Raw genomic sequence first — 19,238 nt, forward strand, 5'->3', positions numbered from 1 at the left:
CACCGCGCGTGGGGGCGGTCCTTCGCCGTTTCTAGCATGATCTGCAAAATGAAAAGGGGCAGCCGCATGAGTTCGGCCAGCCCCTTCGATATGATTGCATTTCGGAACGCATTAATTGTTGACGAATACGACCAAGGCGATCAGCGCGATCACCACAACGCCGAGCGAAATGCCTACGATTTTGAGCGCCTTCGGATTGCCATCGTCCTTCTGCGGCTTCCGCAGCGGCTGATGCGTTTTGAATTTAGCCATATGCCGTCTCCCCTTCGAATCATGAGAACTCCATCACACTTAATTCCATTGTAATCGGTTTCCTGGGCCTTTTCAACGCGGAACCGCGCCTCGCGCTTTCTTTTTGTTGGAAAACCTTTTACACTAGGGGAGATAGAGAAACGCTGAAAGCGGGTTGTACTTCCATGATGTATTCAATGCTCAAATCCATATTATTCCGCATGGACCCCGAACGGGCGCATCACCTTACGATCGACGCGCTGTCCGCCGCCCAGCGGGTGCCGGGCGCGCTTGCCGCGCTGCGGGCGATGTACGGCGTGCCGGAGCACGCCGAGCTTGCAACGACGCTGTGGGGACTGCGGTTCCCGCATCCGATCGGGCTGTCGGCGGGGCTCGACAAGAACGGCGCGGCGGCGGAAGCGTTCGCGGCCGTCGGCTTCGGCTTCGTAGAGGTCGGCACCGTCACGCCGAAGGCGCAGCCGGGCAACGAACTGCCGCGACTGTTCCGGCTGAAGGAACACGAGGCGCTCATCAACCGGATGGGCTTCAACAACGCGGGCGCGGAAGCGATGGCGGACAGTTTGTCGCGATGTCGTCTGCCGGTGCCGCTGTTTATCAATATCGGCAAGAACAAAACGACGCCGAACGAAATCGCGGCGGAAGACTACGTCAGCAACTTGAACACGCTGTACGACTATGGACAAGCGTTCGTCGTCAACGTCAGCTCGCCGAATACGCCGGGGCTGCGCAACCTCCAGCAAGGGGACGAGATGCGCGCGCTGCTCGGCGAGGTAACCGCGGCTCGCGACGCGCTGGCGGCGAAGGCCGGCGGCGTTAACAAGCCGGTGCTCGTGAAAATCGCGCCCGACCTGACGGACGAGCAGCTCGCCGACACGGTCGCGGCGGTCGCGCTCTCCGGCGTGGACGGAATCGTCGCGACGAATACGACGCTGTCGCGGGACGGCATCCGCCACCCGCATGCCGGGGAAGCGGGCGGCCTTAGCGGGAAGCCGCTCAAACAGCGGTCGACCGAGGTCATTCGGGACGTATACCGGGCCACCGGCGGCGAACTGCCGATCATCGGCACGGGCGGCATTTTTACGGCGCACGACGCATATGAAAAGATACGGGCCGGCGCCTCCCTCGTACAGGTGTACACGGCGCTCATATACGAAGGGCCCGGTTTGGTGCGCCGATTGGCCGAGGGCGTGCGCAGCCGCGCGCTGGCGGACGGGTTCCGCAGCGTCGCCGAAGCGGTAGGCAAATCATAGAGAGGCGCGCCCAGCGCCGTCGCGGAGATGGAGGTGCAGCGGATGGACGGAAGAGACTGGGGGAAATTCCTCGTTCCATACGAGCAAGCGGTGGAAGAGCTGAAAGTGAAACTGAAGTCGATGCGCGTGGAAATGAAGAAACGGGAGGAATATTCGCCGATCGAATTTGTGACCGGCCGGGTGAAACGGGTGTCCAGCATTCTCGAAAAAGCGAAGCGGCTGAACGTCCCGATGGAGAAGCTCGAGGAAGGCATCGAAGACATCGCGGGCATCCGGATCATGTGCCAATTCGTCGCGGATATCGAGCAGATGGCGGATCTCATCCGCGCGCGCAAAGATATGAAGGTGCTGTACGAGAAAGACTACATACGCAACAATAAACCGAGCGGATACCGAAGCTACCACATCATCGTGGAGTACCCGGTGCAGACGGCGCTCGGCATGAAGGTGATCCTGGCGGAAATTCAGCTTCGGACGCTCGCGATGAATTTCTGGGCGACGATCGAGCATTCGCTGAGCTACAAGTTCCAAGGCAACTTGCCGGAGCATATCCGGGATCGGCTGTCGAAGGCGGCGGAAGCCGCATTCCGGCTCGACGAGGAGATGTCGCAAATCCGATCCGAAATCGTCGAAGCGCAAAAATTGTTCGAAAATCAGTCCGCGCTGATCAGCCAAGTGCTGAACGACATTCAACAGCTGTACTTCTATAACCGCGCGAAGGAAGCGCAGCAATTCCAAAACCGGTTCAGCGAGCTGTGGGGCGGGAAGGACGACCCGTGGAGCCTTCGGGAGCTGTCCGAACAAATCCAAGCGGCGCTGCTGCTCGCCCGGAAGGAACATATGTCGTGACGGAAAGCCGCTACGATCCGTTGTATGTCGCCTTCCTCGCCTATTTCAACCGGGAGCGGGATTATTTCGAATGCCACGAGGTGATGGAGCAGCTGTGGCTCGAGGAAGGGCGGGACCCGCTCTACCAAGGGCTGCTGCAGGTCGCGGTGGGGCTGTACCATCATCGGAACGGCAACATCGACGGAGGCGTTAAGCTGTTGTCCGCGGCGGCGGCGAAGCTGGCGGGGCGCGAGAGCGTCACGCTCGGCATCCGGCTGGACAAGCTGATGGCGGACGTCGAGCGGCATTTGGCGGGCCTCATGCGTCACGCGGAGAAGCCGTACCCGTTCCGAGACCTCGATATCGAGATCGTCGATCCTCTGCTCTCCGCCGCGGTCGACGCCTTCGTTCCGGATGAAGCGGAGCACGCATAACAGACAAGCCCCGATCCCCCGCGCAAGCGGGAAGATCGGGGCTTAAAGCGTTACGAAGCCGCGGCCGCGCCTCCGTACGTCGTATCGATATGATGCCGGATCTCGTCGACGGACTTGCCTTCGTCCGCCAGCTTGACCGCGTCGCGCAGCTCCATCAAGCAGATGCCGCAGTTCGCGCCGTGGTCGGTCCAATGGACCCCATCGTCGTCGACGCCGGCGATGAAGCAGCGGTACAGCGAATCGTGCGGATCGTTATATTCCATGCAGCCGCAGTAGCAGTTCAGCTCTTTCAAAATGTCCGCATGTTCATACACTTGCGAGTAAAACGTCTTCGTCGCGTCCGTGTAGTCCTTAAGGAACGAAGGAAGGACGTCCGGACCGGACGTCGTTTCGAAATTGTCCGGCAAACCGTGCGCCGCATGATCGGCGTGCTCATCGCTTTGGGTCGAGGCGCAGCCGCTAAGCGCAAGGAACAGGAGCAGCCCGAGCGCCGCGACCGAGAACAGTCTCGACCGGCCGAACGGCAGCAGGAGCCGCGTCATGATGCGTTCGCTCCTCCCTTATTCCGCTCGAAGAAGTCGATGAACGTCTGTTCCGTATTGATCGCGCTGCCTTCGACGAGACCGCCTTCGATGCGCTCCTTCTCGACGCCGTTCTCGTAGTATACCAGCGTAGGCGTGTAGACGATGCCGTAGGTGTCAAACCCGTCTCTGTAGACGTCGAGGTTGAACTGTGCGACGTCGACGCCCTGCGCATCGATGATCGGATTGAGCTTCGGCGTCGTCTCCATGCAATACGGGCATGTGGAAGAGAAATAATACACGAAGAACGATTCCTTATCCGCGATTTTCCGGTCGAGCTCGTCCGGCAAAATAATGTTCTGATAGTTCGGGTTGTCCAAAAGCTTGACCGTCTCCGGAGACAACTGGGATGTCGGGATGCCGTAGACGTTGTCGCTGCTGGCTTTGTTCGCTTGCTGATTGACGACGACGAGCGCGACGATCAGCGCGGCGAAAATAGAGAAATAAAAGATCAATTTGCGGGACACGGATTTTTTCGTGCCGCGGGCGCCGCGGGAGGCCGCCGCTTTTTTACTCATGAAATTCCCCACCTCGTTTGGTAGTTTAAATTTGAATTTATTATACTATAATCCGGGACGGACCACTAATGACGGTTCGTTGAACGGGCGAAGGAGCGGATGCCGAGCCATGGGCGCGAAGCAACGATTGGATAAACTGCTTGGCCACCTCGGGTACGGAACGAGGAGCGAAATCAAGAAATTCGTCAAGGACGGAAGAGTCTTCGTCAACGGTCAGCGCGCGAAGGACAGCGGCATGCAGATCGACCCGGAGCGGGATACGGTCGCGTTCGACGAGAAGACGGTGCAGTACCGCGAATTCGTGTATATTATGCTGCATAAACCGGCAGGCGTCGTCTCCGCGACGGAGGACACGCGGGACCGCACCGTCGTCGATCTGCTGTCCGCGGAACACGCGGCGTTCAAGCCCTTCCCCGTCGGACGGCTGGACAAGGATACGGAAGGGCTGCTGCTGCTGACGAACGACGGCCAGCTCGCGCACAAGCTGCTGTCCCCCAAGAAGCATGTGCCGAAGACGTATTACGCCGACATCGCGGGGCTCGTGACGGAGGCGGACGGCGAAGCGTTCGCGCGCGGCGTCGAGCTGGACGACGGCTACGTGACGCTGCCCGCGAAGCTGCGCATCTTGGAGGCGGAGCCGAACGGGGAGGGGGGAGCGCGTTCGCGCATCGAGCTGACGATCGTCGAAGGCAAGTTTCATCAAGTGAAGCGGATGTTCGAGGCGGTCGGCAAGAAGGTGACGTACTTGAAGCGGCTCTCGATGGGAAGCCTCGTCCTCGACGAATCGCTGCCGAAGGGCGCTTCGCGCGAACTGACGGAAGCCGAGCTGGAATCGCTCCGAATGGCCCCGGGGGAAACCGGACAACCTAAAAAATGAATGTTTAGGGTGCCCTAAACCAATCAAACCCCCGGAGGGATGCGCCATGACCACGATCGTGCTTCGCCCCGACCTGAAGACGTCGGGAGGAGAAATTCACGACATCTTACTGAACGGACGGTACGCCGGCAATATGACCCTCGTTTATCGAGAGCGTGATCGCATCGGCGGGGCCGTACAGCTGGACCGATCGTCCCTATCGGATTCCGATAAACAAGAGGTCGTGGAGTTCGTGCAAAACTACATCCAAGACCTCATCTTGGCGGTGCGCGCGGTCGACTGCGACGTCGTCGTCACGAACAGCGCGTACGACCACATCATTTCCACGCGCAGCGACGAAGCCGGCCGCGAGAAGGAAATGGAGGAGCCGGCGGAGGTGTCCGCAGGCCGGCGCGGCGACTTCGACCCGGAGGAATACGAGCCGATGGGCGACGAGGACGCCGACAATTTGGACCGCATCGAGATGCGGACGCCGGACGGCCGCAAAGCGGCGTATTACGAGCTGGTCGTCGTCGGCGAATCGCGCAATAAAATCGAGTACCATGTGTACGACCAAGAGATGGAGTTCCTTGCCGAGGCGGAATTCCGGACGCGCGGCACCGACTGCTATGGAGAAATCCACTTCATGTTCGTGCCCGGCGAGGACGAAATCGAAGCGGTGACCGACCTCATCGTATCCGATTTCGACGAGGACGAGGTCGACACGTTCGATATTCGCATCCTTCACGAAGGCGACGAGCTCGAGCGCATCGAGCTGGCGCACGAAGACGTCTCCTGGACGAACGGCTGGGACGACGACGAAATCGAAGCAGAGAGCGATTTTACCGTTACGCTCGCGCGAGACGACGGGGATATGCTCACGTACGAAATCTACAACCAAAAGCGCGGCGGACTGCCGATCGGAACGGCGACCGTCGACATCGCGAACAGACAGCTGTCGGGCTTCATCGATTTCCGCGATCCGTGCACGGAGGAGGAGCGGGAAGCGGTGGCGGCGATGCTGATGCGCGAGCTGGACAAGGAGAAGGAGTATCAATCGCTGAACTTGTCCGTCATGCTGGGCAATGAGAAAATCGACGAGATTATGTTCGAGAACGAGCCGGTGCATTAGACGCCCGACGTCGAGGCGCGAAGCCGGATTCGCCGCGACAGACGAGCCGAGGGGATCCCCGAGGTTCGTCTTTTTTTTCGCCGGGCTTTAGGGTATAGTCCTTATAGGAAACGAATAGTGATTACGATAGGGGAGAACCATTCCGATGAAAAAGCATTACGTCGTATTTTTGCCGATGCTCGACGCGGAGAAAAGCGCGGAACACCGTCAGGCGCATTTGGACTATTTGGAGGCGAAATGGAACGAAGGCGTCCTGTCGGCGTACGGTCGTTTCGTGGACGGCTGGGGCGGCATGCTCGTGTACGCCGCGGAGTCCGAGGAGCAGGTGAAGGAATGGGCTGAAAACGACCCGTACGTTATTCACAAAGCGAGAACGTACGAAATTCACGAGTGGGGCCTCGCGAAGGCGAATTTGCAGGTATAAGTCATACAGCGGCGGGGGGATTCCGGGTTGGACGAACGGGCTGAAGGATGGGTGTACGTGTGCTCGGATTCCGTCGGCGAAACGGCGGAGGCGGTCGTGCGGGCGACGTTCCGGCAGTTCCAACGGGAGCAGGTGCGCATCAAGCGGATCGGCAACATTCGCACCGACGAAGAGATCGTCGCCGCGCTTACGGAAGCCGCGGAGCGCAAAGGATTCGTCGCGTATACGCTCGTCGAGCCCGAGCTGCGCGAAACGATGAAAGCGGAATCACTGCGCCTCGGCGTCCGCTCGGTCGACATTATGGGACCGATGATCCAAGCGTACGAGGATACGTTCAACGATGCGCCGAAGCGGGTGCCGGGCCTCTTGCATGTGCTGGACGACGAATATTTCAAACGGGTGGAAGCGATCGAATTCACCGTCCGCTGCGACGACGGGAAGGAACCGCAGTCGATGCCGGCGGCGGACATCGTCATCCTCGGCGTCTCCCGCACGTCCAAGACGCCGCTGAGCATTTATCTCGCGCACAAAGGGTACAAAGTGGCGAATTTGCCGCTCGTGCCCGAGGCGAGGCTGCCGGAGGAGCTGAAGCGCGTACGGTCCGAGCGCTTGATCGGGCTGACGATGAATGCGCAGGAAATCGCGAAAATTCGGGCGGAGCGGCTAAAGGTCGTGGGCCTTCCGTTCGGCGCGCAGTACGCCGATCCGGCCCGAGTCGAACTCGAACTGCGCTATGCCGAAGACGTCATGAATCGTTACGACTGCCGCGTTATCGACGTGTCGAATCGGGCGATCGAAGAAACGGCCGGACTTATTATGGATCATATCGGTTAATGATATCGCGGCGGCGGCCGCCCGAGCAAAGCAGCGGGCAGCGGCCGCTTTGCTTTTTTATGGAACCTCTTCCCCTCGTCCGCGCCGTCCTGCTATGATAAAGAGCAAACTACTTTGTAAGCGCAAACATCCACGGACGCCGGAAAGCGGGGTTGTGTTATGAGCCGAAAAGTGCCGATCGTCATACAGCTCATCGTCGGGTTTTCGGCGATTTTGTTAATCGTGCTGACGGTCACCGGCTATTATTCCTACCGGAACTCGGCAGAGGTCGTGCTCGAGAAGACGGCGCTGTATTTGAACGAGTCCGTCAATCAGCTAAGCGGGAAGATCGACGTCAACCTGCAGGAATACGATAAGGCGACGCAGCTGATCGCCTTCAGCCCGACGCTGCAGTCGTATTTGCTGCGGACGAACCGCGGCTTGCCGGGCGACATCAGCGAGCTCGAGCTGACGCAGTTCATGAGCCAGCAGATTCGCTATATCGCCGTCGATTCCGTGCTGCATGTCACGAATCTGCGCGGCGATTATTTCACGTCCAACACGCTCATCTCCATGATGTACCCGACGGAGGAGGCGATGTCGGGAGCGTATCCGTGGTTCGGCCGGGTCGCCGAAAACAAGGGCCGCATGGTGTGGACGGCGTCTTCGGCTTGGCGGTACGGCGAGTTTCCGGCGTTCATCGGCGCGCGCCAGGTCAACGATTGGGAGCGTCTCACGAAAATCGGCAACTTGTTCATCGTGCTGCCCGCCGAAGCGCTCGAACGGCTCGTCGGCGAAATGAACCTCGGCACGTCGGGGAAAATCGTCATCGTGGACGCGTTCGGCACGATCGTGTACTCCTCCGACAAGGCGGAGATCGGCGCGCCGATGGACGCGGCGCTGCTCGCTCAGCTGCGGGACCATCCGAAAAGCATGTTCGAGTGGACGCGGGACGACGAGAGCGTCTATATTTCGCATGCGTATTCGGAGTATAGCGGCTGGCGGGTGGCGGCGTTCATCTCCGCCGACGAAGCGGTCGCCGATTTGCGCAGCATCCAGCGCAGCATCACGGTCATCGGCGCGGCCGGCTTGCTCGCCGCGACGCTGTTCACCTCGATCTTCGCCTGGACGCTGGCGCGCCCGATCGCGCTGCTCGCGAAACGGCTGACGCGGCTCGAGAAAGGGTTCATCAAGCCGTTCGGCAGGGCGACGGGCAACCGGGAAACGGCGATGCTGTACGACAGCTACAACCAGATGCTCGCCAGGCTCGACGAGACGGTGCAGGCGCTGTCCGAGAAGCAGATCGGCGAGAAGCAGGCGCAAATCGTCGCGCTGAAGGCGCAGTTTCGGCCGCATTTCTTATACAATTCCTTAAATACGGTGTATTGGAAGTTGATGAGCGAAGGGCAGGAGGCGTCCGCCGACATGGTGCTGCAGCTGAGCGAGCTGCTGCGCTACACGATTCAGCCCGGCTCCGACCTCGTGACGGTGGAGGAGGACGTCGCGCATCTGCAGCGCTTCATCGCCATTACGAAGGCGAGGTACGGCGAGAAGCTGCACACCGACATCGAGGTGGACCCGGCGATCCGCGGCGAGAGAGTTATGAAAATGCTGCTGCAGCCGCTTGTCGAAAACGCGCTGACGCACGGGCTGGAGCAGGTGAAGGGCCGCCCGTGGCTCATCCGCATCCGCGCGAGCGGCGGCGAGGAGCAGCTGCGGTTCACGGTGGAGGACAACGGCGTCGGTATGACGCTCGAGGAGATGGAGCAGGCGATGGCGCAGGGCGCGAAGACGGAGCCCGGCGACTTGATGCACACCGGCATCGGGCTGTCCAATTTGCATCGGCGCATCGGGCTGACGTACGGCCGCGATTACGGGCTCCGGCTCAGCATCGGCGAGCTGGGCGGCCTCAGGGTGGACATCGAAGTGCCGAGGCTCGGCCGAACGAAAGGCGAAGGAGGCGTTCCCCATGCGGACGAATCGGCGTAACCGGCATTACGGCGCTCGCAGGCTGCCGCGGCTCTTGTACGCGCTGCTGACGTGCGCGCTGCTGACCGGCTGCGGCTCGCTGCAGCCGCGGATCAACGTCTCCGAGCTGCCGGCCAACCGGCAGGCGGAAGACGGCGAAGTCGAGCTGACGATGTGGCTGTACGGCTCCTCGGGGCTCGAGACGCTCGTCGAGCGGTATGAGCTGCTGCATCCGCACGTGAAGGTCAATTTGATTCATTCGACGTACGAAGACGTCCACAACAACCTGCAGACCGCCTTCGCGAGCGGCTACGGCGCGCCGGACGTCTGCCTGATCGAAATCAGCTTCATGGAGCGGTTCAAGCAGTTTCCGGACTATTTCCAAAATCTTGCCGACTTCGGCGCAAGCGATCTCGGTACGCAGTATTTGCCGTGGAAATGGAAGCAGGCGACGAACGCGGACGGCTCGTTCGTGTACGGGCTGCCGACCGACATCGGGCCGGTGGCGGTCATTTACCGCCCGGAGCTGTTCGCGGCGGCGGGCCTGCCGACGGAGCGGAACGCGCTCGCGAAGAGAATCGCGACGTGGGACGATTTCCTCGCCGTCGGCCAGCGCATTCGCTCGGAAACCGGCAAGCCGATGATCGATCAAATCAAGACGCTGTATCGGATGGTGCTGTTTCAAGCGGACGTGCAATATTTCGACCCGCATACCGGGGAGCTCGTCATTGAGAGCAACCCCGCCGTCCGCGAAGCGTGGAATACGGCGGTGCGCGCTTCCGAGCTCGGGCTGTCCGCATACGAGACGTCCTGGTCGCCGGAGTGGGCGCGGGGCATCTCGGACGGGGCGTTCGCGACGATTTTGTCCCCTTCGTGGATGCTCAACGACATCAAGCTGAACGCGCCGGGCGCCCAAGGCGCTTGGGACGTCACCTATTTGCCCGGAGGCAGCGGCAACTGGGGCGGATCGTTCCTAACGATTCCCGACATGAGCTCGAAGAAAACGGAAGCCTACGAGCTGATCCGGTGGTTGACCGATCCGAAGCAGCAGCTCGCGCTGTACTCGTCGCTGAACAATTTCCCGTCGACGCCGCTCATTTACGAAGACCCGGCGATCCGGGACAAGATGGATCCGTTCTTCCGCCACGCGCCCGTCGGACGCATCTTCTCCGACGCCGCGAAGAACGTTCGGCCGACGTACGAAGGCGCCAAGCAGCACGTCGTCACGCAAATCATGGAGGCGGCGCTCGACAAGGTCGAGGAGCGGGAGGCGACGCCGGAGGAGGCGTGGGACGAAGCGATGACGCTGATTCATAAGCAGCTGCAGCTGGAACCGTGGGAGAAAGGGGAGATTCCCGAATGAACATTTTGCTCGTCGACGACGAACCGTTCGTGCGCGCCTCGATGGCGCGGATCATCGCGAACGTCGAACCGAACCATGCCGTGCGCGAAGCGGAGGACGGCGAGGAGGCGCTCCAGGCGCTCGAAGCGGAGCGGTCCGACCTCGTCATCACCGACATCCGCATGCCGGCGGTGAACGGTCTGGAGCTGGCGAAGCGCATCCGGGAGCGATGGCCGGACATCGACGTCGTCATGCTGACCGGCCACGCCGATTTCGAATACGCGCAGGAAGCGATTCGGTACCATGTGACCGAATATTTGCTGAAGCCGGTCTCGCTCGACCATATGCGCCGGGTCATCGCCCAAGCGGAGGAGCGGCTGCGGGAGCGCAAGGCGGCGGAGGCCGTCGGCAAGCTGCGGACGAAGAGTCTGCTCGAGAAGCGCGTGCACGACTTGTGCTATGAGCTGCCGCTGCCGTATTACGACGAGTCGCTGTTCCCGCCGTTCGAACGGTTCGCTTTGTACGCGTTCTCCGTGACGGCGGACGGCGGCCGGGAGCGGACGGCGCGCTTCGCCGCGAAGAACGTCGCGGAGGAAGCGATGGCGGCGTACGGTACCCCGGTCGTCGTGCCGACGGACCGGGCGGTCGTCGCCGCGCTGTTCCTTGCGCGCGGAGCGGAACCGCCGCCGTCCGCGGATACGCTCCGCGCGCTGGCGGAGGGCGTCGCCGAGACGGCGAAGCGAGTCGCGAGGCTCGACGTCGCCGGGGCGTTCGGCGGCGCGTCCGCGCAGCTCCGCGACATGCAGGAGCTGTACCGCAGCGCGCTCGCGCAGCTTGGCGCCCCCCAGGAGGCCGAGCCGGCCGCGTCCGCACCGGAGGTGCACCGCATCGTCCGCGCCGCTCTCGACCTCGTCCAGGAGCGGTACGCGGAAGATTTGACGCTGACCTCGCTCGCCGAGACGCTGTACGTCAGCCCGAACTACCTCAGCGGCTTGTTTAAATCCGAAACGGGCGAGACGTTTACGCATCATTTGACGAAAGCGCGGATGGCGCAGGCGAAGAAGCTGCTGCGGGAGACGAACCTGAAAATTTACACGATCTGCGAGCAGGTCGGCTATACGGATCAGGCGCATTTCAGCCGCATGTTCAAGACGCTGGAGGGGATGTCTCCGTACGAATACCGCTCGAAAACAACGATCTGAAAATCCGACAAAAAATCGGAGATGGGCCTCATGGGTTTATCGCCGGGAATCCTTTATCCTTAATTCACGGAGCCGAAACCGCTTACAAAAAACAAGTGAGCGGACGGGAACCGGACAATTAGGACATAGGGGGATTACCGATGATGAAACGTGGGGCTCTTCTTCTTTTCTCGGTCATGCTGGCATTCGTGACGGCGGCTTGCTCGTCCGGCGGAGGCGGCGGCAGCGGCGGTTCGGACGGCAAAACGGCGGACAGCGGCTCGGCGGGCGGCTCGTCCGGCGAAGCGGTCGAGCTGAACGTATGGCTGTTCACCGGCACGGGCATGGAGCCGTTCATGGAGGCATACGCGAAGGAGCATAACATTAAGCTGAACATTCAGCAGCAGGAATACGCCGACCATCACAACGGCCTCGTGACGGCGCTGGCGGCGGGCAGCGGCGCGCCGGACATCGCGCTCGTGGAGATCGGCTACATCGACCAGTTCAAGGCGGACGAAAGCAAGTTCTACAACTTGGCGGACTTCGGCGCGAACGACATCATGGGCGACTACCTGGAATGGAAAAAGGTGCAGGCGTCCAGCCAAGACGGCAGCTTCATCTTCGGCATTCCGACGGATATCGGGCCGATGGCCGCGATGTACCGCACCGACTTGTTCGAGCAGGCGGGCCTGCCGACGAACCGCGACGAAGTGTCGAAGCTGTTCTCCTCATGGGAAGCGTTCGTCGACGTCGGCCGGACGATCAAGGAGAAGACGGGCAAGCCGATGGTCGACGCCGCGAACTCCGTGTTCGACGTCGTTATCGGGCAGGCGACGGAGCATTACTTCGATGAGAAAGGCGAGCTGATCGTCGAGACGAACCCGGCCGTCCGCCGCGCGTACGATTTGGCGACGGGCATGGCGCAGGAAGGTTTGACGGCGAAAATTACGCAGTGGTCCCCGGAGTGGGGCGCAGGGATGAACAACGGCGACTTCGCGGTCCAAATGGCGCCGGCGTGGATGATCGGCTTCATGAAGGCGAACGCGCCGGATTCCGCGGGCAAGTGGGACATCGCGGCGATGCCGGAAGGCAGCGGCAACTGGGGCGGCTCGTTCCTGACGATCCCGAAGGAAAGCAAGAACGCGCAAGTCGCTTACGACATGATCAAAACGATTTTGTCGCCGGCAGGCCAGCTGGAGCTGTTCAAGAGCAACGGCAACTTCCCATCCACGCCTAGCGTGTTCGACGATCCGGCGATCCAAGAATTCAAAGACGACTTCTTCAGCGGCGCGCCGGTCGGCAGCATCTACGCCGAAGCGGCGAAGAAGGTGACGCCGGTCTACTACGGTCCGAAATATATCATCGTCGACACGCCGCTCACGAACGCGATCACGGAAGTGGAGCGCAACGGCACCGATCGCGAGGCGGCCTGGAAGACGGCAATGGATCAAATCAAGCGCGACCTGCGGCAATAATCGCTCGCGCGGCTTGCGGTCAGGGGCCGGCCGGAACCGGCCGGTCCCGACCCGCAAGGCCGACAACCCTGAACAAAGGAGGCCACTACGATGGTATTGCACACCGACCCGCCTCAGGCCGCACGCCAACCGTCCGTCCGTAAGCCGTGGCAGACGCAGCGGTTCCGCGATTGCTTTTCCGGCTATTTGTACATCGCACCGTTCTTCCTCGTTTTCGGCGTCTTTACGGTGTTTCCGGTGCTGTGGTCGGGGTATATCTCGTTTTTCTCTTGGAACGTTCTCGGCGAGAAGGAGTTCATCGGCTTCCAAAACTACGTGTGGATCCTGACGGACGACCCGCGGTTTTGGAAATCGGTCGGCAACACGTTCTCGATCTGGATCATGTCGACCGTGCCGCAGCTGTTTTTCGCGCTCGTCATCGCCAATTTGCTCAATTCGAACGCGCTGCGGTTCAAGCAGTTTTTCCGCGTCGGCCTGTTCGTCCCGAACGTCACATCGCTGGTCGCCGTCGCGATCGTGTTCACGAGCATTTTCGGCTACAATTACGGGCTGCTGAATTACGTGCTGAACGCTTGGTTCGGCCTTGAGAAAACGGATTGGGGCGCATCGTATTTCGGCGCGCAGGTGGCGCTGTCCATCATGGTCATGTGGCGTTGGACGGGGTATAACGCGATCATTTATTTGGCGGCGCTGCAGTCGATTCCGAACGATTTGTACGAAGCGGCGACGATCGACGGCGCCTCGAAGCGGCAGCAGTTTTTCCACATTACGATCCCGATGATTCGGCCGATGATCTTGTTCACGGTCGTCATGTCGACGATCGGCGGCATGCAGCTGTTCGTCGAACCGCTCCTGTACCAAGGCGCGCAAGGCGGTTCGCAAGGACAAGTGCTCACGATGGTGCTGTATTTGTACGACACGGCGTTCACGAAAAACTCGTTCGGCTATGCGTCGGCGATCGCTTGGGTGATGTTCCTCATTATCATCGTGTTCTCGTTCTTCAATATGTATTTGACGCGCAAGATCCAATCGGCGAACTAGGAGGGAAAGCGAATGAAGGCTGTCGGACGGCTTGCGTTGTATGTCGCGGTATCGATCTTCCTCGTGCTTTCCCTCTTCCCGTTTTATTGGATGTTCGTGATCGGGTCGCGGACGACGGCGGATACGAATCGGTTTCCGCCGGCGCTGCTCCCGGGGGGATTGTACGTCGAAAACATTACGAAGGTGTTTCAAGAAATTCCGTTTTTCCTCGCGCTGTGGAATACGGTCATGGTCGCTTCGATCGTGACGGCGTCGACGCTGTTTTTCGGCTCTCTCGCCGCCTTCGCGTTCTCGAAGCTGAAATTCCCGGGCCGCGGACCGCTGTTCGTGTTTATCGTGGCGACGCTTATGATTCCGGGCCAGCTCGGCCTCGTTCCGACATATATCATTATGTCGAACTTCGGCTGGATCAACGATTTGAAGGCGGTCATCGTTCCGGGGCTCGTCGGGGCGTTCGGCATTTTCTGGCTGAAGCAGTACATCGATTCGTCGGTGCATAACGAATTGGTCGAATCGGCGCGCATCGACGGCTGCACCAATTTCCAAACGTATCTGAACGTCGTCCTGCCGACGATTCGGCCGGCGCTCGCGTCGCTCGGCATCCTGACGTTCATGGGCGTCTGGAACGACTTCCTGTGGCCGTCCGTCGTGCTGAAGGATGCGGAGATTCAGACGATTCAAATCGCGCTGCGCAACCTGAACAAGGTGTACTACCGCGACAACGCGATGATCATGGCGGGGACGTTCCTCGCCACGCTGCCGCTGCTCGCCGCGGCGCTCGCGTTCAGCAAGCAGTTCATCGCCGGTCTCACGCAGGGCGCGGTCAAAGGCTAATCGATTTCGCCGATATGCACCGGTTTGCCGTTCGCGGGGGTTCCCGCGGCGGCATTTTCTTGTTAGGATGGAAAGCAAAGGAGCGTGGATCAGCAATGAATTACAGAACTTTAGGCAATACGCAATTGCAAGTGAGCGAGATGAGCTTCGGAACGTGGGCGATCGGGGGCTCGTGGGGCAGCGTCAGCGACGAGGAGTCGCTGCGCGCGCTCGATCGCGCGATGGACGCGGGCGTCAACTTCTTCGATACCGCGGACGTGTACGGCAACGGCCATAGCGAGCGGCTGCTGGCGAAGGCGACGAAGGGGAAGGAAGACCGCGTCTACATCGCGACGAAGTTTTGCCGGGCGGGGGACATCCGGGATCCGCAGACGTACTCGGAAGCGTCCGTGCGCGCGTACGCCGAGGCGAGCCTGAAGCGGCTCGAGCGGGACTGCATCGACCTGTACCAGGTGCACTGCCCGCCGATCGACATCCTCCGCGACGGCGCCGTGTTCGAGGTACTGGACAAGCTGCAGGCGGAAGGCAAGATTCGCCACTACGGCGTCAGCGTCGAGAGCGTCGAAGAGGGGCTGCTCTGTTTGCAGTACCCTGGCGTGAAAGCGCTGCAGGTCATTTATAATTTGTTCCGCCAAAAGCCGGAAGAGGAGCTGTTCCCTAAGGCGAAGGCGAACGGCGTCGGCATTCTGGTTCGGCTGCCGCTGGCGAGCGGCCTGCTCACGGGCAAATTCACGGAGACGTCGACGTTCGCGCCGGACGACCACCGGAATTTCAACCGGAACGGAGACAGCTTCAACGTCGGCGAAACGTTCGCCGGCCTGCCGTTCGAAACCGGCGTTCGCCTCGCCCGCGAGCTCGCGTGGATCGGCGAAGGACGCGGATCGATGGCGAGCGCGGCGCTGCGGTGGATTTTGGAGAACGACGACATTACGTGCGTTATTCCGGGCTTTAAAGATACGCGCCAAGTCGAGCAAAACCTCGCCGCGCTCGAAGTCGGCGGTTTCTCGGCGGAGGAGCGCCGCCGGCTGCGCGAGTTTTACGAGAACGAGGTGCGTGCGCACATTCGCGGACCGTACTAAGAGGAGGGCGCGCTTTGAAGAAAAGGGTAGTCGTTACCGGCGGCAGCGGCTTGCTGGGCGTCTGGGTCGTCAAAGAGTTTCTTGAACACGGCTACGAGGTCGTCAACGCGGACGTGCGCCGCTCCCCGGAGCCGGGGGTGCGAACCGTCGTCGTCGATTTGGAAAACCTCGGGGAAGTATACGGCGTCCTGCAAGGGGCGGACGCGGTCGTGCATCTGGCCGCGATTCCGCAAGCCTATACGCATTCCAACGAGCGGACGTTCCGGAACAACGTGATGACGACCTACAACGTGCTCGAAGCGGCGGCGGGTCTCGGCATTCGCAAGGCGGTGCTGGCTTCTTCGGAATCGTCCTACGGCCTCGTGTTTCCGCTGAAGCGCCGCGAGCCGCTGTACGTGCCGATCGACGAGGCGCATCCGCAGGAGCCGGAAGACAGCTATGGTCTGTCCAAAATTGTGAACGAGCAAACGGCGGACATGTTCCATCGCCGCTGCGGGATGCAGGTCGTGTCGATGCGGTTCGGCAACGTCATTACGCCGGAGCGGTACGCGGACTTCCCGTCGTTCATTCATAAGCCCGAGGAACGGGACGTCATCCTGTGGAGCTATATCGACGCGAGAGACGCCGCGTCCGCCTGCCGCCTCGCGGTCGAAGCGGAAGGGCTCGGCTCGGTGGCGCTCAACGTCGCGAACGACGAAACGAGCATGGACGTGAAGACGCGCGATCTGTTGGCCGCGCGGTACCCGAACGTCACCGACATTCGCGCGCCGCTCGAAGGCTACGAGACGCTGCTCGATAATACGAAGGCGAAGCGGCTGCTCGGCTGGAAGCCGCGCCATTGCTGGCGGGATTACGTAGAATAAGTAAAAACCGAGAGTCCCTTGGCGGGCTCTCGGTTTTTTATGGGCAGTTGCAATTAAATTTTCATAACGCCGCCCGTCGATGCGGAGGTGACGAGCTTCGAGTAGCGCGCCAGGTAGCCCGTGCGAACTTTCGGCTCGAACTCTTTCCACTCGGCCTTACGGCGAGCTTCCAGCTCTTCGTCGCTGATTTTCAGCTCGATGCGGCGGTTGTTCAGGTCGAGCTCGATGATGTCGCCGTCGTGCACGAACGCGATCGGGCCGCCTTCGGCCGCTTCCGGCGAAATGTGGCCGATCGAGATGCCGCGCGACGCGCCGGAGAAGCGGCCGTCGGTGATGAGGCCGACCTTCGCGCCGAGACCCATGCCGACGATTTGCGACGTCGGAGCGAGCATTTCCGGCATGCCGGGGCCGCCCTTCGGACCTTCGTAGCGGATGACGACGACGTGGCCTTCCTTCACTTTGCCGTTCGCGATGCCCGCGAGCGCTTCTTCCTGCGAGTCGAAGCAGATCGCCGGGCCGCTGTGGTAGCCGCCGACCGACTTGTCCACCGCGCCGACCTTAACGATCGCGCCGTCCGGAGCGAGGTTGCCGAACAGAACGGCCAGGCCGCCTTGCTCGCTGTGCGGGTTATCCAGCGGGCGAATCACTTCTTTGTTGCGGATTTCGCAGCCTTCGACGTTTTCGCGGATCGTCTTGCCCGTAACGGTAATCCGATCGCCGTGGATGGCGCCTTCCTTCTTAAGGAGCTCGTTCAGCACGGCGCTGACGCCGCCGGCTTCGTGCACGTCCTCGATGTGCCAGTCGGACGCCGGCGCGATTTTCGCGAGATGCGGCACGCGGGCCGCGACTTCGTTGATACGGCCGATCGGGTATTCGATGCCGGCTTCATGCGCGAGCGCGAGCGTGTGCAGCACCGTGTTCGTGGAGCCGCCCATCGCCATGTCGAGCGCGAACGCGTTGTCGATCGCTTCGATGGTGACGATGTCGCGAGGCTTCAGGTCCATCTTGATGAGTTCCATCAGCTGCTTCGCGGAGCGCTTGACGAATTCGCGGCGTTCCGGCGAAACGGCAAGAATCGTGCCGTTGCCCGGCAGCGCGAGGCCGAGCGCTTCGGCGAGGCAGTTCATCGAGTTCGCCGTGAACATGCCGGAGCAGGAGCCGCAAGTCGGGCAGCCGTACTGCTCGAGTTCGGTGAGGCTCTTCTCGTCGATTTTGCCCGCTTGGTAGGCGCCTACGCCTTCGAATACGGACGAGAGCGAGATGGAGCGGCCGTCCGCCGTTTTGCCGGCTTTCATCGGGCCGCCGGTGACGAACACGGTCGGGATGTTGACGCGAAGCGCGCCCATCATCATCCCCGGCGTAATTTTGTCGCAGTTCGGGATGCACACCATGCCGTCGAACCAATGCGCGCTGACGACCGTTTCGAGCGAATCCGCGATAATTTCGCGGGACGGCAGCGAGTAGCGCATGCCGATGTGGCCCATCGCGATGCCGTCGTCGACGCCGATCGTGTTGAATTCGAACGGCACGCCGCCCGCTTCGCGAATCGCTTCTTTCACCAGCTTGCCGAATTCCTGCAGGTGCACGTGACCCGGCACGATGTCGATATATGAATTGCAGACCGCGATAAACGGTTTATCGAAATCCTCTTCCTTCACGCCTGCCGCGCGCAGCAAGCTTCTATGCGGCGCCCGATCGAAACCGCGCTTGATCATGTCCGAGCGCATTTTGGATTTTGCCATACGAGAACCTCTCCTCCGTCCCATCAATCGTTAAATTGGATATTACATTCGAGTGTAACATATTTGGGCGAATTTCGACACGTGGACGAGCGAAAAAGATATGGCAAATCGGGGGCGTTGGGAGAAACGGGGCGAAAGGCGTGCGGCGGCGGTTTTTAAGGGACAAATGTTCTTTATTTGGCGGTTGGGCGGCGCGGCGGGGGTTTGCAAAGGACAAATGTTCCTTATTTGGCGGTTGTGCAGCGCGGTGGCGGACTGCAAAGGACAAATGTTCCTTAATCGGCGGTTGGGCGGCGCGGCGGCGGTCTACAAGGGACAAATGTTCCTTATTCGGCGGTAGGGCGGCATAGCGGCGGTCTGTAAGGGACAAATGTTCCTTATTCGGCGGTTGGGCGGCGCGGCGGCATTCTGTAAGGGTCAAATGTTCCTTATTCGGCGGTTGGGCGGCGCGGCGGCGGTTTGTAAGGGACAAATGTTCCTTATTCGGCGTTTGGACGGCGCGGCGGCGGTCTGTAAGCGGTTTGGCCGCGGGAGGCGAAATAGTCGGAGAAACTCCGACTAAATGGGCCGCGAAGCCCGCCGGAGGCGAAATAGTCGGAGAACCTCCGACTACACGCACCGCGAA

General features: G+C 60.9%; 19 protein-coding genes. 15 read left to right on the forward strand and 4 right to left on the reverse strand.

Annotated features, from left to right (window positions below; genetic code table 11):
- Window positions 1-111: 111 nt before the first annotated feature.
- Window positions 112-252 carry a hypothetical protein gene (locus tag VE009_RS20395; RefSeq protein WP_325010829.1) on the reverse strand — a complete coding sequence of 47 codons (141 nt, stop codon included), beginning with the start codon at window positions 250-252 and terminating at the stop codon, window positions 112-114.
- 164 nt (window positions 253-416) lie between these two features.
- On the opposite strand from VE009_RS20395, the gene VE009_RS20400 reads away from it, so the two are divergent.
- The 3 genes from VE009_RS20400 to VE009_RS20410 are packed head-to-tail and all read left to right on the forward strand — an operon-like array spanning window position 417 to window position 2,764.
- The gene (locus VE009_RS20400; protein WP_325010831.1) at window positions 417-1,502 is read left to right on the forward strand and encodes a quinone-dependent dihydroorotate dehydrogenase; all 1,086 of its coding nucleotides are present in this window, start codon (window positions 417-419) and stop codon (window positions 1,500-1,502) included.
- 42 nt (window positions 1,503-1,544) lie between these two features.
- Window positions 1,545-2,351, forward strand: coding sequence for a GTP pyrophosphokinase family protein (locus VE009_RS20405; RefSeq protein ID WP_325010839.1), 807 nt, complete (start codon window positions 1,545-1,547; stop codon window positions 2,349-2,351).
- Window positions 2,348-2,764 (forward strand): DUF309 domain-containing protein, encoded by a 417-nt coding sequence (locus VE009_RS20410; protein ID WP_325010841.1) that lies wholly within the window; start codon window positions 2,348-2,350, stop codon window positions 2,762-2,764. The genes VE009_RS20405 and VE009_RS20410 overlap by 4 nt, the downstream gene beginning before the upstream one ends.
- Before the next feature lie 50 nt (window positions 2,765-2,814).
- Here VE009_RS20410 and VE009_RS20415 read toward each other — a convergent pair whose 3' ends face one another.
- Complete coding sequence (locus VE009_RS20415) at window positions 2,815-3,306, reverse strand: PCYCGC motif-containing (lipo)protein (protein ID WP_325010843.1); 492 nt, start codon at window positions 3,304-3,306, stop codon at window positions 2,815-2,817.
- Window positions 3,303-3,863, reverse strand: a complete 561-nt coding sequence (locus tag VE009_RS20420) for a thioredoxin family protein (RefSeq protein ID WP_325010845.1) — start codon at window positions 3,861-3,863, stop codon at window positions 3,303-3,305. The genes VE009_RS20415 and VE009_RS20420 overlap by 4 nt, the downstream gene beginning before the upstream one ends.
- Before the next feature lie 109 nt (window positions 3,864-3,972).
- On the opposite strand from VE009_RS20420, the gene VE009_RS20425 reads away from it, so the two are divergent.
- The 12 genes from VE009_RS20425 to VE009_RS20480 all read left to right on the forward strand — a co-directional run bounded on the left by VE009_RS20425 (window position 3,973) and on the right by VE009_RS20480 (window position 16,871).
- On the forward strand, window positions 3,973-4,740 hold the full coding sequence (locus tag VE009_RS20425) for a pseudouridine synthase (protein ID WP_325010846.1): 768 nt from the start codon (window positions 3,973-3,975) through the stop codon (window positions 4,738-4,740).
- A gap of 46 nt (window positions 4,741-4,786) precedes the next feature.
- Complete coding sequence (locus tag VE009_RS20430; protein WP_325010848.1) at window positions 4,787-5,851, forward strand: hypothetical protein; 1,065 nt, start codon at window positions 4,787-4,789, stop codon at window positions 5,849-5,851.
- A 145-nt stretch (window positions 5,852-5,996) separates the two neighbouring features.
- Complete coding sequence (locus VE009_RS20435; protein ID WP_325010850.1) at window positions 5,997-6,275, forward strand: YciI family protein; 279 nt, start codon at window positions 5,997-5,999, stop codon at window positions 6,273-6,275.
- A gap of 27 nt (window positions 6,276-6,302) precedes the next feature.
- A complete protein-coding gene (locus tag VE009_RS20440) occupies window positions 6,303-7,109 on the forward strand; it encodes a pyruvate, water dikinase regulatory protein (protein WP_325010852.1) in 807 nt (268 codons plus the stop codon).
- A gap of 159 nt (window positions 7,110-7,268) precedes the next feature.
- Entirely contained in the window at window positions 7,269-9,077 is a 1,809-nt protein-coding gene (locus VE009_RS20445) for a sensor histidine kinase (protein ID WP_325010854.1), read from the forward strand.
- Window positions 9,058-10,419 (forward strand): ABC transporter substrate-binding protein, encoded by a 1,362-nt coding sequence (locus tag VE009_RS20450; RefSeq protein ID WP_325010856.1) that lies wholly within the window; start codon window positions 9,058-9,060, stop codon window positions 10,417-10,419. Before VE009_RS20445 ends, VE009_RS20450 begins: the two co-directional genes overlap by 20 nt.
- Window positions 10,416-11,600: a response regulator transcription factor gene (locus VE009_RS20455; RefSeq protein WP_325010858.1), complete on the forward strand. Its 1,185-nt coding sequence runs from the start codon at window positions 10,416-10,418 to the stop codon at window positions 11,598-11,600. The genes VE009_RS20450 and VE009_RS20455 overlap by 4 nt, the downstream gene beginning before the upstream one ends.
- Window positions 11,601-11,740: 140 nt before the next feature.
- The gene (locus VE009_RS20460; protein ID WP_325010860.1) at window positions 11,741-13,054 is read left to right on the forward strand and encodes an ABC transporter substrate-binding protein; all 1,314 of its coding nucleotides are present in this window, start codon (window positions 11,741-11,743) and stop codon (window positions 13,052-13,054) included.
- A 90-nt stretch (window positions 13,055-13,144) separates the two neighbouring features.
- Window positions 13,145-14,095 carry a sugar ABC transporter permease gene (locus VE009_RS20465; protein ID WP_325010862.1) on the forward strand — a complete coding sequence of 317 codons (951 nt, stop codon included), beginning with the start codon at window positions 13,145-13,147 and terminating at the stop codon, window positions 14,093-14,095.
- A 12-nt stretch (window positions 14,096-14,107) separates the two neighbouring features.
- Window positions 14,108-14,929 (forward strand): carbohydrate ABC transporter permease, encoded by an 822-nt coding sequence (locus VE009_RS20470; protein WP_325010864.1) that lies wholly within the window; start codon window positions 14,108-14,110, stop codon window positions 14,927-14,929.
- Between the two features lie 95 nt (window positions 14,930-15,024).
- Window positions 15,025-16,008 carry an aldo/keto reductase gene (locus tag VE009_RS20475; RefSeq protein ID WP_325010866.1) on the forward strand — a complete coding sequence of 328 codons (984 nt, stop codon included), beginning with the start codon at window positions 15,025-15,027 and terminating at the stop codon, window positions 16,006-16,008.
- Window positions 16,009-16,022: 14 nt separating this feature from the next.
- On the forward strand, window positions 16,023-16,871 hold the full coding sequence (locus VE009_RS20480) for an NAD(P)-dependent oxidoreductase (protein WP_325010868.1): 849 nt from the start codon (window positions 16,023-16,025) through the stop codon (window positions 16,869-16,871).
- 53 nt (window positions 16,872-16,924) lie between these two features.
- On the opposite strand, the gene ilvD is transcribed toward VE009_RS20480, so the two are convergent.
- Window positions 16,925-18,613: a dihydroxy-acid dehydratase gene (ilvD, locus tag VE009_RS20485; RefSeq protein ID WP_325010870.1), complete on the reverse strand. Its 1,689-nt coding sequence runs from the start codon at window positions 18,611-18,613 to the stop codon at window positions 16,925-16,927.
- Window positions 18,614-19,238: the final 625 nt, after the last annotated feature.

The organism is Paenibacillus sp. (genome assembly GCF_035645195.1).
GTDB lineage: Bacteria > Bacillota > Bacilli > Paenibacillales > YIM-B00363 > Paenibacillus_AE.

Coding starts and splice junctions, on each gene's coding strand:
- VE009_RS20395 (WP_325010829.1), bottom strand. CDS start 252: ATGGCTAAATTCAAAACGCATCAGCCGCTGCGGAAGCCGCAGAAGGAC.
- VE009_RS20400 (WP_325010831.1), top strand. CDS start 417: ATGATGTATTCAATGCTCAAATCCATATTATTCCGCATGGACCCCGAA.
- VE009_RS20405 (WP_325010839.1), top strand. CDS start 1,545: ATGGACGGAAGAGACTGGGGGAAATTCCTCGTTCCATACGAGCAAGCG.
- VE009_RS20415 (WP_325010843.1), bottom strand. CDS start 3,306: ATGACGCGGCTCCTGCTGCCGTTCGGCCGGTCGAGACTGTTCTCGGTC.
- VE009_RS20420 (WP_325010845.1), bottom strand. CDS start 3,863: ATGAGTAAAAAAGCGGCGGCCTCCCGCGGCGCCCGCGGCACGAAAAAA.
- VE009_RS20425 (WP_325010846.1), top strand. CDS start 3,973: ATGGGCGCGAAGCAACGATTGGATAAACTGCTTGGCCACCTCGGGTAC.
- VE009_RS20430 (WP_325010848.1), top strand. CDS start 4,787: ATGACCACGATCGTGCTTCGCCCCGACCTGAAGACGTCGGGAGGAGAA.
- VE009_RS20435 (WP_325010850.1), top strand. CDS start 5,997: ATGAAAAAGCATTACGTCGTATTTTTGCCGATGCTCGACGCGGAGAAA.
- VE009_RS20445 (WP_325010854.1), top strand. CDS start 7,269: ATGAGCCGAAAAGTGCCGATCGTCATACAGCTCATCGTCGGGTTTTCG.
- VE009_RS20450 (WP_325010856.1), top strand. CDS start 9,058: ATGCGGACGAATCGGCGTAACCGGCATTACGGCGCTCGCAGGCTGCCG.
- VE009_RS20455 (WP_325010858.1), top strand. CDS start 10,416: ATGAACATTTTGCTCGTCGACGACGAACCGTTCGTGCGCGCCTCGATG.
- VE009_RS20460 (WP_325010860.1), top strand. CDS start 11,741: ATGATGAAACGTGGGGCTCTTCTTCTTTTCTCGGTCATGCTGGCATTC.
- VE009_RS20465 (WP_325010862.1), top strand. CDS start 13,145: ATGGTATTGCACACCGACCCGCCTCAGGCCGCACGCCAACCGTCCGTC.
- VE009_RS20470 (WP_325010864.1), top strand. CDS start 14,108: ATGAAGGCTGTCGGACGGCTTGCGTTGTATGTCGCGGTATCGATCTTC.
- VE009_RS20475 (WP_325010866.1), top strand. CDS start 15,025: ATGAATTACAGAACTTTAGGCAATACGCAATTGCAAGTGAGCGAGATG.
- ilvD (WP_325010870.1), bottom strand. CDS start 18,613: ATGGCAAAATCCAAAATGCGCTCGGACATGATCAAGCGCGGTTTCGAT.